The organism is Pseudarthrobacter sp. N5 (assembly GCF_050157035.1).
GTDB lineage: Bacteria > Actinomycetota > Actinomycetes > Actinomycetales > Micrococcaceae > Arthrobacter.
The window spans coordinates 1,430,924-1,444,066 of sequence record NZ_CP189593.1 but is presented as its reverse complement, the minus strand read 5'-3'; the positions used below and the strand labels follow the sequence as shown (position 1 = coordinate 1,444,066).

The window sequence follows — 13,143 nt, the reverse complement described above, 5'->3', positions numbered from 1 at the left end:
ACAGCCATGGACTTCGGATTCATTCTTTCCAGCGCTGCCGGAGAACTGTTCAGCCCGACGACGGCGGCCTACGCGCTTGCAGCGTTGGGCCTTGCAGTTCACTTCGGCTACTCCGGCCTGCTGAACTTCGGCCAGGCCGGCTTTATGGCGGTGGGAGCCTACGGCTTCGCCGTCTCTACACTGACTTTTCATGTCCCGTTCTTCGTGGCATTGCTGATCTCGGTGGCCTGTTCGGCGGTCTTCGCCCTTCTCCTGGGTATTCCCACGCTTCGCTTGCGGGCAGACTACCTGGCCATTGTGACCATTGCGGCGGCTGAAATTGTCCGCTACATCGTCACTACCAACCAGCTCACGGCCGTGACCGGTTCGGCCAATGGTCTTGCGGCCTTTGAGGGCGGATTCTATTCAATGAACCCTTTCCCTGAAGGCTCATATATGGGCATGAACAACCGTGATTTCTTTATCCGGATTGCGGGGTGGGGGCTGGTAGCCGTCTGCTGCGTTCTGGTGTGGCTGCTGATGCGCAGCCCGTGGGGCCGTGTCCTCAAGGGCATCCGCGAGGACGAGAACGCTGTCCGTTCCCTCGGCAAGAACGTGTACTCCTACAAGATGCAGGCACTCATCATTGGTGGTGTCCTCGGCGCCCTTGCAGGCATGATCTTCACCCTTCCCCGAGGCGCCGTCCAGCCTGCCAACTACGGCACAGAGCTGACGTTCTTCCTGTACACCTGCCTTTTGCTCGGCGGCCTGGCGACAGTCCTCGGGCCAGTAATCGGCGCCATGATCTTCTGGGTGGTTTTGTCGCTCACCCAGAGCCTTCTCTTCGGCCTCATCGAATCGGGGACGGTGACCTGGCTGACCACCGTTCAGGCAGGGCAGCTGCGATTTATCTTCGTAGGCATCGCGCTGATGCTGCTGATGGTTTTCCGTCCCCAAGGCGTCTTCGGCAACAAGAAGGAGCTGGCGTTCGCATGAGCCACAGCGCTGATTCAACAGAAGAAAACATCGACTACATGACGGACAACAGGGCGATTGCCGTAGGCGAGAACACCCCGGGCTGCAAGAAGCGGGATCCTATCGTCGTTGCCGAGAATGTCACCCGCAGCTTCGGCGGCATCAACGCCGTCGATGTCGACTATCTTGAGATCCCGCGACACAAGATCACGGCACTCATCGGTCCCAATGGTGCCGGCAAGACCACCCTCTTCAACCTGCTCACCGGATTCGACACCCCGAACTCGGGCAAATGGCAGTTTGAGGGCCAGAGCATTGCCGGTGTTTCCTCCTACAAGGTAGCCCGGATGGGCATGGTCCGGACTTTCCAGCTGACCAAGGTCATGGGCAAACTGACGGTTATGGAGAACATGCGTCTGGGCGCGTCGAACCAGCCTGGCGAGCGACTTTCCAAAGCCCTGTTCAAGGGCATGTGGGGCGGTCGCGAAAAGGAAGTCACGGCTGAGGCCAACGTCCTGCTCGAGAAATTCAAGCTGGACACCAAAAAGGACGACTACGCGGCATCGTTGTCCGGCGGCCAGCGCAAGCTCCTGGAAATGGCCCGCTCACTGATGGTCCGGCCAAAGCTTGTCATGCTGGATGAACCGATGGCCGGCGTCAACCCGGCGCTGACCCAATCCCTTCTGGACCACATCAAGAACCTCAAGGCCGAGGGCATGACCGTGCTGTTCGTCGAACACGACATGAACATGGTCCGCCATATCGCAGACTGGGTGGTGGTTATGGCTGAAGGCAAGATTGTGGCTGAGGGGCCGCCACGCGAGGTCATGAAGAACCCGGCTGTGATTGACGCCTACCTTGGCGCCCACCACGACGTCGATCTCGGCGATGCCGAAGGCATCAAGGCTCTCGAAGCGGAGCTGGAGGCCGATGAGGAATCGATTGTCGGCACCGAGGACGCCGGCATCATCGCCGTCGACTCCGTCGCTCCGGAGCTCAAACGGCCCCGCCTCTACGAGAAGGACACAGAATGAGTGCCACCAGCGCGGCACCGGCCGCAAAAACAGCCCCCGCGGAAGACTCCGTCGTCAAGGTCACCAATCTGGTGGCCGGGTACCTCCCCGGAGTGAACATTCTCAACGGCTGCAGCATTGAAGCCCGAAAGGGCGAGCTGATCGGGATCATCGGCCCCAATGGAGCGGGGAAGTCCACGCTTTTGAAGGCCATGTTCGGGCTGGTCAAGGTCCATTCGGGATCGGTAGTGGTCCGCGGCGAAGATATTACCGGTCTCAAAGCCAACAAGCTGGTCACGCAGGGTGTGGGTTTCGTGCCACAGAACAACAACGTTTTCTCCACCCTGACCATCGAGGAAAACATGCAGATGGGCATGTTCCAACGGCCCAAGGCGTTCGCTGAGCGGTTCGACTTCGTCACCAGCCTGTTCCCGGAGCTTGGCAAGCGTCGGGCCCAACGGGCAGGTTCGCTGTCCGGTGGCGAACGCCAGATGGTGGCCATGGGCCGGGCTCTTATGATGGATCCTGCCGTGCTGCTGCTCGACGAGCCGTCGGCTGGCCTGTCCCCCGTCAAACAGGACGAGACCTTCCTGAGGGTCCATGAGATCAACCGGGCCGGTGTGTCCGTGATCATGGTGGAGCAGAACGCAAGGCGTTGCCTGCAGATCTGTGACCGCGGCTACGTCCTGGACCAGGGCACGGATGCGTATACCGGCACCGGCAGGGAACTCATGAAGGATCCGAAGGTCATCCAGCTGTACCTGGGAACGCTCGCCGACGAAACCTAGAAGCCGGCTATCCCCAGCAGGGCCGTCACCGTCAGGTGGCGGCCCTGCTGCATGTGCCACGGGCACCCCCAGCGTCCACGACGGCGTGACGCATCAACAGCGCGAACATCCGGTGGCTCCCCCGCACACAGAAGGCCCCCGTCCGCAGTGCTCCGGACGGGGGCCTTCCGCCTATCGGCGGAAGCGGTGTTACAGCTTGCCGAACTCTTCCTTGAGGGGCTTGTACGTGTTGTCATCCTGGTACTCGTAGATGCCGATGTACGCTTCTGTCGGGTCGCCTGCGTCGGAGAACGTCACTGGACCTGACTGACCGTCATAATCGATGTCCTTGCCGTTGCGAAGCAACGTGACGCAGGACGGGAAGGTGCTGCACTTCTCGCCCCCCTGCGACACATCCTTCAGCTTGGCCGCGATATCCGTGCCCTTGGTGCTCTTGGCAGCCTCAGCGGCCAGCGCGATCAGGTTCACGGCGTCGTAGGACTCACCTGCGTAGCTGTAGTCCTTCAGCGCGGGATCAATGGCGAGCAGCAACTTCTTGAAGGTGTCCTTGGCGAAAGTGCCCGGGATGGTTCCTTGGGCGCCTTTCAAGGTCCCTGCCTTGAAGTCCTTGCTGTAATCCGAGGTGTTGCCATCTACGAGGAACATCTGAGTCGGCTTGACGCCCTTGCCCGTGATCAGCGGCACAATGCTCTTTGCCTGGTCGAACGTGATCAGGGCGATGGCATCCGGCTTGGCCGCAATCACCTTGTCCACCTGGCTGCTGAACTGGGAGTCGCCCTCATTGAAGAGTTCCTCTGCCACAACCTTGCCGCCGGCGGCTTCGAAGGCTGCCTTCACGTTCTTCGCAAGGCCCGTACCGTAAGCATCGTTCAGCACGATCATTCCCACAGTCTGGGCTCCACAGGTGGCCATGTAGTTGCCAAGAACCTTGCCCTGGAGAACGTCTGACGGGGCCGTGCGCCAGTAGAGGCCCTTGTCATCCCAGGTGGTGAAGTCCGGGGAGGTGTTGGCAGGTGAGAAGTGCACCACACCGGCTCCGGTGATTTGGTTGATTACGGTCTTGGAAACACCCGAGGATGCTGCACCGACGATCGCGCTGACACCCTGGCCAAGCAATGCCGTGGTGGACTGGGTTGCGATGTCTGTCTTGGTGTCGCCGGAGTCGCGGTGGATGACCTCCACCGGCTTGCCCAGGACGCCACCTGCGTCATTGATTTCCTTGATGCCAAGGTTGACGCCTGCGATTTCGGGCGGGCCTAGGAACGCCAGCGACCCCGTTGTCGGCAGGAGCGATCCAATCTTCAGGGCAGTTGCCGTAGTGGTTGTTGAAGCCGGGACTGGACCGGTACTGCCGGCTGCCTGGGTATTGGTAGCTCCGGCACCCGCGCCGGGCGCCGGGCAAGCGATGCCTGCGGCGGCCGACGTGGTTCCCGTCGAACTCGGGGTGGAGGTGCCACCACAAGCCGTAGCCAGAAGGGCGACGCCGATACTAAGCGCTGTGAGCTTAGCGATGCGGGGCGCCGCCTGGGGGAATTCAATCATTTAGAGTCTCCTCGATCGAAAGGTGCGAACGGCCTTTGATGCGAATGATCAGGTGTTCCTGATTTAACTTCAAGCTAATGCAAATCCGCCCGGAACATAAGTGACTGAGGTCACATCCTTATAACACTCGTTGCATATGGGAAATCTGCGAGCAGACCGCAAGTGCCGTGGGCGCTAGCTGTAGCTGACGGTTGTTGCCTGAGGAGTCCAGGTGACAACACCGTTTTCGAAATTCTGCGAACTTCCGCCCTGAACGGGGTACTCGTCGGCCAATGGATAGCCCCATGGTCCGGACTCTCTGCCGAGCTGGGTCCAGAGCCAGTTAATGCTTCCAAAGGTGATGTGCGAACCGGCAAATGGCGACCAGGTGATGGCCCCACCCTGGAATGTCTGCCGGACGCCGCCGGCACGAAAACCGTAGAGCTCATTACTGGTGGGGAAACCCAGAAGACCGGTGTAGGCGCCGGCGCCCTCCCCTTTGGATTTGATGCCCCCGGTGACGAACCGGGAACCACCGTCCGGGGACCAGTAGAACTGTCCTGCCTGGAAGTCCTGTATAACACCACCTAGGACGGGTGCCTCATTCGTCACCGGATACCGCACGGGGCTGGTAGGCCCGCCGTTTTGGGCCCACGCGACAGATATCCCGCCACGGAGGTAAACAGGTCCTTTGCTGGGCGTCCAAGCGATCCGGCCCTGGAAATTCTGATGTGATCCTGCGGCGGTGGCTGCTTCATCCGATGTGGGGTAGCCCAAAAAACCGTCCTGCGCCAACTTTGGCCCCGAAGCCGGGGACCAGATGATGGTTCCCCGCTGGTACTCCTGCAGTTCCCGCCGTAACGCAGCCCAATCTGCTGTGCACCGACGGCTGTCCCCAGCGCGTCGACGCCTCCCACGGAGAGATACTTGTTTCGAATCGGATCTGATACCCAAGCCCCGGAGTCGAAGTAGGGGCGGCTTGTGAAAAAGTGAAATATGAAACGGCACGATCAGTCATCAACGTCCTTCAATCATCAAGGTGTTGCGATGACCGCTTGAACCTGCCAACGCTAGCGCAAGATTCCTCCAGAAACGGCCACTCAAGCCATGAGGATGTCTTGCGCACGAATCGTTGCTCTCTCACCTATACACGGCCATCCGCAGCTGGCACCGAGCGGCTCCGTGGTTCTTCCCGACCTTGATGGTGAGCTTCGTCGTGATCACCAAGACGGGGGTGGTAGGTGATTGGAGTCTGTCACCTACTTTTGGTTCCGTTAGGACGGCCGTATCTGGCCCCAGGCCGGATTAAGATTTTCTTAGCCTGGCCAGGCGCTGGATGGTTACTGTTGCGAACATGAGGACGTCGAGCGTCGCGGACAGCGGTGGAAGGCTGCGATCAGGGCCGCAACGATCAGGCCCGACCAGCAGACCTGACCCTGCCGCTGGCAGGGTCAAGACCGCGATCACGCTCTGGACCGATCATCGAGCCGAGACCGATGACGGGCACATCCAATATGCCCAGCCGACGCCGTCCACACGGACGAGGACTGAGCCACCCTCGCTCAGCCGCACGACTGACGATATGTAATGTATTTCTGGTCGAACATTCGGTTCTCCTGCCATTCAAATGAAATGGCGGGGGCAGGACTTACTCCTTTAGCGCACCCGAGCGCTGCGACACCCTCGTCGCCACGGCCTGACCGGCCATGAAAACTGTCAGAGTACTCGCCGCGACTACGCCAAGAATAGAGCCCGGGTGTCATTCCGAAGTCGCCTACACTGGGTCCTGCGGGATGGCGGGGGCAGTGCAGGCGACTCCTGACACCGAAACGTTCGAAGTCGCCTGCACCAAGCGCCACCGACGCTGGGCACCGGCGCCAGCATCAGCGCGGCATACGCGAGGATGAAGGCCGCCGGCCCCACCATCCCGTGCTGGCGAAATAGTTCCTGAGCTCCTCGACCGGCGGAAGCGGAACCACCAGCGCCGCGACGGCTGCGGCAGCCACGAGAACCACCAGTATTCCGAGCCGAATCACCGCCCGGCGCCGTCTGCCCGGAACGGGACCCTGTCACGGGGCTTCCCCGTCGCCGGGGGCATGGAGCCGGTCTTCGTCCTCGGCCGTGTGGATGGCCCAGGCTGCGTTCACGAGGCCGATATGGCTGAAAGCCTGCGGGAAATTTCCGAGCAGCTCGCTGCTGTCCGGGGCAACCTCCTCGGCCAGCAGGCCCAGATCCGTGGCGAACCCCGCGGCCCGTTCGAAGACGGCCCGGGCGCGCCGGGTCTGTCCCGCCAGGGCCAGGGCATGGGCCAGCCAGAACGTGCACAACAGGAACGTTCCCTCCTCTCCGGAGAGCCCGTCGTCGGCCTGATACCGGTACACCAGCCCCCGGCTGTCGGTGAGCCGTTCTTCGATGGCATCGATCGTTGCGAGCATCCTGGGATCATCGGCGGGCACGAACCCCACGATGGAGAGCATCAGCGACGACGCGTCCAGGTCCTCGGAGCCGTAGGCCTGGGTGTAGGCGTTGGCTGTCTCGTTCCAGCCGTTCACGCGGATCGAGTCGGCGAGCAGGGCCCGGGTCTGCATCCAGTGCGGAACCCGCTCTTCCGCGTTCAGGACCTCTGCGAGGCTGATGGCCCGGTCCACGGCCACCCAGCACATCAGCTTTGAATGAAGGTAGTGCCGGGGAGCGCCGCGGACCTCCCAGATGCCCTGATCCGTGGACTGCCAGCGCGATGCTGCAGCGTCGGCCGCATCTGCAAGGAACTGCCGCGTCCCGGGCTCCAGATCGTTCAGGTACTCCGGGAGGGTGGCGGCTGCGTCGAGGAGCTCGCCGTAGACGTCGAGCTGGCGCTGGTCCCAGGCGCCGTTGCCCACCCGCACCGGGGCGCTGTCTCGCCAGCCCGGAAGGTGGGCCAGTTCGCGTTCGGTCAGGTCCCGTTCCCCGCCGATGCCGTACATGATCTGCAGCTCGGCACCGCTACTCAGGCGGCTGGCGGCTGCCGTCGCGAGGAACTGGAAAAACTTCCCGGCCTCGTCCGGACAGGCGGCCACCCACAGCGCCTGCAGGGTCATGCTGGCGTCCCGGATCCAGGTGTAGCGGTAGTCCCAGTTCCGGGTGCCGCCGGCGACCTCGGGCAGGGAGGTCGTCGGAGCGGCGACGATCGCACCGGTCGGATAGAACGTCAGTGCCTGCAGGACCCTGCCGCTGGAAGCGACCAGGTCCTGCCAGGGTCCGTAGTAGCTCTGATGCATCTGCGACCAGCTGTCCCAGCCCTCCAGCGTGTCCTCAATCCGGCGGGCGATGTCCTCCTGGCTCCAGAACGCCGGCGATACCGGCCCGGCGTTCTGGTGGTGAAGCGCGAATCCTAGGGCGTCTCCTGCCCTAAGGACCGGCTTCGCACGCGCTTCACCACCATCCAGTTCGAAGGGGACCGGGGTGGAGAAGGCCAGCCCGCCGGCCCCGCCCTGGACGGAAATGCCGCCCCCCGCCTCCTGCAGGAGGGGCCGGACCAGGCCGTACTCCGGCCGGGGCGCGAACGTCACCTCCATCTCGACTTCGCCGTCGATGCAGGCAACCTGCCGCAGCAACGTTCCGGGAGCCCCGGCACCGAGTTCGTGGCCCCGGTTCCCGTCTCCCAGGACCAGGGCATCGGTGACTGTCACGGTCCCGCCGGCCGCGGTGTGGACCGTCTCGAGGACCATCGTCGGGCCGAGGTACCGCCGGGTTGAGGAGTGTGGGGCCGCAGGCCGGATCGACCAGAATCCCGCGTCCTCGCCCAGGATCCGACCGAACACCGAGGGACTGTCAAAACGGGGGAAACACAACCAGTCCACGGAACCCCCGGCGCTCACGAGCGCGGCAGAGCGGCAATCAGAGAGCATGGCGTAGCTGGCGATGGGCTCACTGGTCATCGGTACACCCTGCCTGATTCACGCGTAGATGATCCACCTCAGCATGCTGACCCGAATCCGCGCATGGACGGCAAGACTCAGGGCCGAGAGGACCTCGCATCACTGGAGGGCGCTGCTGGGGCGCGGTGCTTGCGGCGTTCCCGGCCCGGGGAGGCGGGCGCCGGGTGGCCCGGCGCGCGGCCGGGGTGCTCAGGCGCAGGGAAACCATTGGGCGGCGGCGTTGGCGCGGGCGCGGTAGTCGCTGAATCGGCGGCGGACCTCGGCGATGGCCTCGGCCAGGGGGAAGATCTCGGCGGTGATGAGCTGGTCGGTGTCGTCGGCGCTGACGGGGTGCCAGTAGACGCCGTCGGCGGTGACGGTCACTTCGGGGATGAGCGATTCGATGGTCAGTTCCAGGCCGGTGTCGGCGTTGCCGCGGTGGGCGAGGGCGCGGATGACCTGGTCCTCGGGTGCGATGCCGAGCGAGTCGAGGAAGGTGTGGAACGGCTGGAGTTCGTGGCTCTGTCCGGCGGGCAGGGTCGCGGCGACCCGGACCCGGAATCCTTCCTCCTGCGCTATCCGGATGCCGGCCACGGCCCGGGCCCACGATCCGGTTCCGCGGTGGCTGTCGTGGGTGTCCGGGGTGGCGGAGTCGAGGCTGATCTGCAGCACGAGCCGGTCACGGTCCATCCGGCGCAGGCGTTCGAGCCGGTTCCCGCGGAAGAGCATCCCGTTGGTCAGCAGGGTGGTCGGCAGCGCGTCCGTGCATGCCGCCACGAGGTCATCGAGGTCCGGCAGCAGGAACGGTTCCCCGCCGGTGAGCAGTAGCTCGCTGACCCCGGCCTGAACGGCCTCGCCGGCCAGCCGGCGCACCCGGTCGATGCCCAGGGCCCGGCGGGCGGTCTGCGGTGAGGACCGGGCGCAGCAGTAGTCGCAGGCCAGGTTGCAGTCAAAGTTGGTGTACATCCAGAGCCGGGTTCCGGGTATCTGTCCGGACGCGAGCCCGGCGAGCGGGTCGGGGGCGTGGCCGCGGCGGATGACGGCGGCCCCGTCCCGGACTTCGAGGAGTTCGTTGCCTGTCCGGGCACACCATGCGGCCACAGTCTGCGTCAGGGGGCCCTGCTCGCCGGGTCCCAGCGGCACGGCCACGGTGGCGCCGTCGGCCGCGGCGGCGATGCGTTCCACCAGATCCAGGACGATGCCGTGGTTTACCATCGGGGCCCGATGCCTTGTTCGTGTACGGCCTCGAACAGTGACGCGTATCCTTCCAGCCGGGGGGCCACCCAGCGGCGCAGGCCTTCCATTTCCAGGATGGGCCGGTGCGCCGGGTTGTCCCAGTCCATCGCGAGCAGGTGCTCGACCCAGGGTGCGGAGCGCTCCTCGGAGAGGGCGGGCAGGGCGGTGAAGTTGCAGTGGCTGTACACCGGGGATTCCCAGAACACCTCCAGCGCCCCGGGCATCAGCTCCTCACGCCCGATTGCCTCCCAGGTGTTGACGCCGATCGCGGCGGCATCGGCCCTGTCATCGAGGACCGCGCGCAGCGCATCGAGTTCGCTGCGGCCGGTGTCCCCGTGTTTGCCGACGTCGCTGTCCAGGCGCAGCAGGTCCACTTCGGCTGTGGTGATCCCGGCCCGGGTCAGGAAGTGGACCGGCAGGATCGCGGCCTGCGCCGAATCCCTGGACCCCAGCGCCAGCCGGCGGCCCTTCAGGTCTGCCAGGCCGCCCAGCCCGGTTCCGGCACGGGCCACGAACATTGTCCGGAACATGGTGTCGGTGTCCCGCATGGCCAGCGCCCGGCAGGCGCCATTGGTCTGCGCGACGGTGCGTACCCAGGCCAGGTTGGTGTTCCAGGCCAGGTCGATCGTGCCCTGAAGCAGCGAATCCACCTGCCGCCCGTAGTTGGAGAAGAGCACGAAATCCATCTCGGCGGGGGTGCCGGCGAAGTAGTCGCGGATACCCTCCCAGATGGTGACGACGTTAGGGGTGTAGGCGACCGAGCCCACGATCAGCGGGGCGCTCACGCCGGGACCTGCGCCGGTGCGGACGGCTGGCTGTCGAACAGCGGCTGTCCGGTGATGGCCCTGCCGTAGAAGTCATAGAGCACGTCGGCGGTAGGGGCCATGACGTGGCCGGCCCGGGCGTCGCGGAAGTACCGGTCGATCTGCAGGTGTTCCGAGAACGCCGCACCGCCGCAGACGCGCATCGCGGAGTCGGTGATGCGCAGGGCCGCGTCGTTGGCCGCGGCCTTGACCCCGAGCACGTGCAGCATGGTGTCCTCGCGCGGCTCGGCAATCCGGCCGGCGGCCTGGGTGAGATAGGCCGCGGTGGAGGCCAGCTCGATTGACATCCGCGCCAGCCGGGCACGGATGGTCGGCAGCGCCGAGAGGCTTTCGTCCAGATGCTCCAGCCGGGCGGCGCTGGTATGCCGGACGGCGGCGTCCACCGCGGCCCGGGACAACCCGACCGACACGGCCGCGTTGCCCAGGTTAAACCACGGCAACACCGTCTGGAGCATCAGGTCCAACCCGCCGCCGGCCGCACCGAGACGGTAGCTGCCGGGCACCTCGGCGTCGAAGGTCATCGGGGTCGAGGCGTTGCCGCGCAGCCCCATGCCGCGCCATCTCCCGGCCACCTCGACGCCGGGTGTGACCGCCGGGACCGCGAACAAATCAACGGTGTCGGCATCCGCCGTCAGCGTCGAGACGATATAGACGTCGGCATGACCGGCCGAGGTCACCCAGCTCTTGGCGGCGTTCAGCCGCACCCCCGCACCGTTGAGCCGTGCCCGGGACACGGGCGCCCAGAAATGCGACCTGGATCCGGCCTCCGAGAACGCCAGCGAGCCCAGGGCCCTGCCGCCGGCCAGATCGGCCACCAGATCGCAGCCCAGGCGGTGGTGCGGCCGCCACCGGCATCGCGGCACTGACATGCATCAGATAGATCATCGCGGTCGACCCGCAAACCCCGGCCAGGGAACCCAGGACCTCGACCAGTTCGTGCGGGCCGCCACCGAGACCACCCGCCTCCACCGGCAGCGTCAGCCCGAGCAACCCGGACTCCCGCAGGGCTGCGACGGCTTCCTCGGGGAAGCGGGCGCCGGCGTCGACGTCGCGGGCATGCTCGCCGGCAATGGCCAGGACCGGATCAAGCCGTGCGTTCAGATTCATCGTGCGTCTTCCTGTCTGTGGCCATGGAGAGGGGACTCGGTGTCAGTCCGACGGCGAGCAGCCCGAGCCCCAGACCGCCCATCAGCGCCAGGGTGGAGCCATCCCCGCCGAGCCAATTGACCGCCTGGCCGGCCTGCAGCAGCTGAATCACCGCGGCCGCCACGAAAGCCGCACCGGCCACGATCACCAGAACACGCCGTCGCAGCACCCCGCCGAGCACCGCGAGGACCCCCAACGCCACGATCACGATCAGGCCCGCACCGCGGACATGGATGAGGTCCGCCGGCGCCGGTCCGCCGGTCGAGAAGGCGAACAGGGAGCCCAGCAGGGCGGCCACACCCAGGACCAGCACGGGACGATCGAACCGCCGCCCGCTCATGAGAGCCTGGCCAGCAGGGAGCCGAGGCGTCCGGTGGATTTCTGCCAGCCGGGGCGCAGGACACCGTCGACCCCGAAGCTGCGCCCCGCGGCGGTGGCGAACACCGCGACGTGCGCGAGGATCATCAGGTAGTAGGACCAGTGCCATTCGTTGGGTGCGTTCAGGACGGACAGCATGATCGCGAGCGACTGGGCCAACCCGACCGCCGCCCAGAACCGGGTGGCAAGCCCGATCAGCAGGAACGCGCCGAGGCCGGCCTCGATGAGCAGCGTCATCCACCCGAAAAAGGGGAAATTGGTCAGCACCACGTGTTCAACGAACCACGCATAAGGGGGGAACACCGGGCGGTCGACCGCGAAACGGGTGAAAAAGTACAATCCGGTATTCCCGTGCTCACCGAAATCCGGGGAACCTTCCAGGCGACGTTCTGGATCCACAGCAGCGCTACGCCGATCCGCAACGCGGCGACACCCCCGCGGGCCAGCCGGGAGTCCCCGCCCGCCTCAACCGGGGCGGCTGTTATAGCAGCCATGACCGGCTCCTTTCCCATGGCTCTCATTAAGGACCCGCGGCCGGCGACGCGCAACATCAAAGTCATTACAATTCCCGAACGGTCTCCACTACGTCCGGCCGTCAGAGCCCCCGGTGCATATGGCCCTACGGGGGACCGGATCGACCGGAGGACACGGACCAAGACGCGGGAAGCTGGCGCCAAGGCTGTTGAGAGTGTCCGGTAACGATCGTTCGCGATACTCCCAAACACCCTGAGCGCCAGTTACCTGAGCATTGGTCCCCGGCCCCTCGCTGTCAGCAATTGTGGTGGGGCTAAATGCGCAACTAGCGATCTTAGTCCCGTGGCCGCGTGGTTGGCGCCAGAGCAGGTGCCACGACGTTCATTTTTCGGGCTGCCCGGTCTATGGCCAGGCACCCAGGTCTACACCGTCGGTGGCCCGCTCTCGATGATCCGGCACACTACCGCTTCCTCGCCGCGCCGTTGGCCGTCGCGGGCGGCGCGCCGGACCCGGTCCAGTGAGCGGCGGAGCTGCCGCAGTTCGGTGATGGTGCGGGCGATCTGGGCGATGTGGGTGTCAAGGAGGCCGATGACTTGGCCGCAGGGCGCCGTCCCGCGGCGTTGCAGGTCAAGAATGTCTTTGATCTCAACCAGGGTGAGGTCCAGCGCTTTGGCCTGGCGAATGAACCGCAGCACTTCGACGTCGCGGTCGGTGAATATCCGGTAGCCGGCCTCCGTGCGCCCGGCGGGGGGCAGCAGCCCCTTGGATTCCCAGAGCCGTACCGCCTTCGCGCTCACTCCTGCGGCTTCCGCCGCACTCCCGACAGTCATCTGCATAGCCACTTCCTTCCTCCCCACACTCCCCTCTTGACCTTACCCCAACGGCAAGGTATTGGGGTGTATTCAGAGCCGGA

At 65.0% G+C, this 13,143-nt stretch carries 12 protein-coding genes and 2 pseudogenes; 3 read left to right on the top strand and 11 right to left on the bottom strand.

Annotated elements, in window-relative coordinates:
* The first annotated feature begins 6 nt into the window (after nucleotides 1-6).
* Genes ACQCST_RS07175 through ACQCST_RS07165 form a run of 3 tightly spaced genes read left to right on the top strand, consistent with a single transcriptional unit; the run spans nucleotide 7 to nucleotide 2,755 of the window.
* On the top strand, nucleotides 7-975 hold the full coding sequence (locus ACQCST_RS07175) for a branched-chain amino acid ABC transporter permease (protein WP_426998596.1): 969 nt from the start codon (nucleotides 7-9) through the stop codon (nucleotides 973-975).
* A complete protein-coding gene (locus ACQCST_RS07170; RefSeq protein WP_426998595.1) occupies nucleotides 972-1,988 on the top strand; it encodes an ABC transporter ATP-binding protein in 1,017 nt (338 codons plus the stop codon). The genes ACQCST_RS07175 and ACQCST_RS07170 overlap by 4 nt, the downstream gene beginning before the upstream one ends.
* On the top strand, nucleotides 1,985-2,755 hold the full coding sequence (locus ACQCST_RS07165; RefSeq protein ID WP_426998594.1) for an ABC transporter ATP-binding protein: 771 nt from the start codon (nucleotides 1,985-1,987) through the stop codon (nucleotides 2,753-2,755). The genes ACQCST_RS07170 and ACQCST_RS07165 overlap by 4 nt, the downstream gene beginning before the upstream one ends.
* Nucleotides 2,756-2,944: 189 nt before the next feature.
* On the opposite strand, the gene ACQCST_RS07160 is transcribed toward ACQCST_RS07165, so the two are convergent.
* The 11 genes and pseudogenes from ACQCST_RS07160 to ACQCST_RS07110 all read right to left on the bottom strand — a co-directional run bounded on the left by ACQCST_RS07160 (nucleotide 2,945) and on the right by ACQCST_RS07110 (nucleotide 13,066).
* Complete coding sequence (locus ACQCST_RS07160) at nucleotides 2,945-4,297, bottom strand: ABC transporter substrate-binding protein (RefSeq protein ID WP_426998593.1); 1,353 nt, start codon at nucleotides 4,295-4,297, stop codon at nucleotides 2,945-2,947.
* 174 nt (nucleotides 4,298-4,471) lie between these two features.
* Complete coding sequence (locus tag ACQCST_RS07155; RefSeq protein ID WP_426999101.1) at nucleotides 4,472-4,888, bottom strand: LGFP repeat-containing protein; 417 nt, start codon at nucleotides 4,886-4,888, stop codon at nucleotides 4,472-4,474.
* A 30-nt stretch (nucleotides 4,889-4,918) separates the two neighbouring features.
* Nucleotides 4,919-5,284, bottom strand: a pseudogene (locus ACQCST_RS07150) (LGFP repeat-containing protein); the annotation flags it as partial.
* 1,061 nt (nucleotides 5,285-6,345) lie between these two features.
* Nucleotides 6,346-8,193 (bottom strand): glycoside hydrolase family 15 protein, encoded by a 1,848-nt coding sequence (locus ACQCST_RS07145; protein ID WP_426998592.1) that lies wholly within the window; start codon nucleotides 8,191-8,193, stop codon nucleotides 6,346-6,348.
* 189 nt (nucleotides 8,194-8,382) lie between these two features.
* Nucleotides 8,383-9,387: an Rv1681 family radical SAM protein gene (locus ACQCST_RS07140; protein ID WP_426996996.1), complete on the bottom strand. Its 1,005-nt coding sequence runs from the start codon at nucleotides 9,385-9,387 to the stop codon at nucleotides 8,383-8,385.
* A complete protein-coding gene (locus ACQCST_RS07135; protein WP_426996994.1) occupies nucleotides 9,381-10,193 on the bottom strand; it encodes an Rv1680 family SBP-like protein in 813 nt (270 codons plus the stop codon). Before ACQCST_RS07135 ends, ACQCST_RS07140 begins: the two co-directional genes overlap by 7 nt.
* A complete protein-coding gene (locus ACQCST_RS07130) occupies nucleotides 10,190-11,101 on the bottom strand; it encodes an acyl-CoA dehydrogenase family protein (protein ID WP_426998591.1) in 912 nt (303 codons plus the stop codon). The genes ACQCST_RS07135 and ACQCST_RS07130 overlap by 4 nt, the downstream gene beginning before the upstream one ends.
* A gap of 40 nt (nucleotides 11,102-11,141) precedes the next feature.
* Nucleotides 11,142-11,339, bottom strand: a pseudogene (locus ACQCST_RS07125) (acyl-CoA dehydrogenase family protein); the annotation flags it as partial.
* Nucleotides 11,317-11,718 carry an Rv1678 family membrane protein gene (locus ACQCST_RS07120; RefSeq protein WP_426996992.1) on the bottom strand — a complete coding sequence of 134 codons (402 nt, stop codon included), beginning with the start codon at nucleotides 11,716-11,718 and terminating at the stop codon, nucleotides 11,317-11,319. The pseudogene ACQCST_RS07125 and the gene ACQCST_RS07120, both read right to left, overlap by 23 nt.
* Nucleotides 11,715-12,095 carry a TQO small subunit DoxD gene (locus ACQCST_RS07115; RefSeq protein WP_426998590.1) on the bottom strand — a complete coding sequence of 127 codons (381 nt, stop codon included), beginning with the start codon at nucleotides 12,093-12,095 and terminating at the stop codon, nucleotides 11,715-11,717. The genes ACQCST_RS07120 and ACQCST_RS07115 overlap by 4 nt, the downstream gene beginning before the upstream one ends.
* Before the next feature lie 557 nt (nucleotides 12,096-12,652).
* Nucleotides 12,653-13,066 (bottom strand): MerR family transcriptional regulator, encoded by a 414-nt coding sequence (locus ACQCST_RS07110; protein WP_426998589.1) that lies wholly within the window; start codon nucleotides 13,064-13,066, stop codon nucleotides 12,653-12,655.
* Nucleotides 13,067-13,143: the final 77 nt, after the last annotated feature.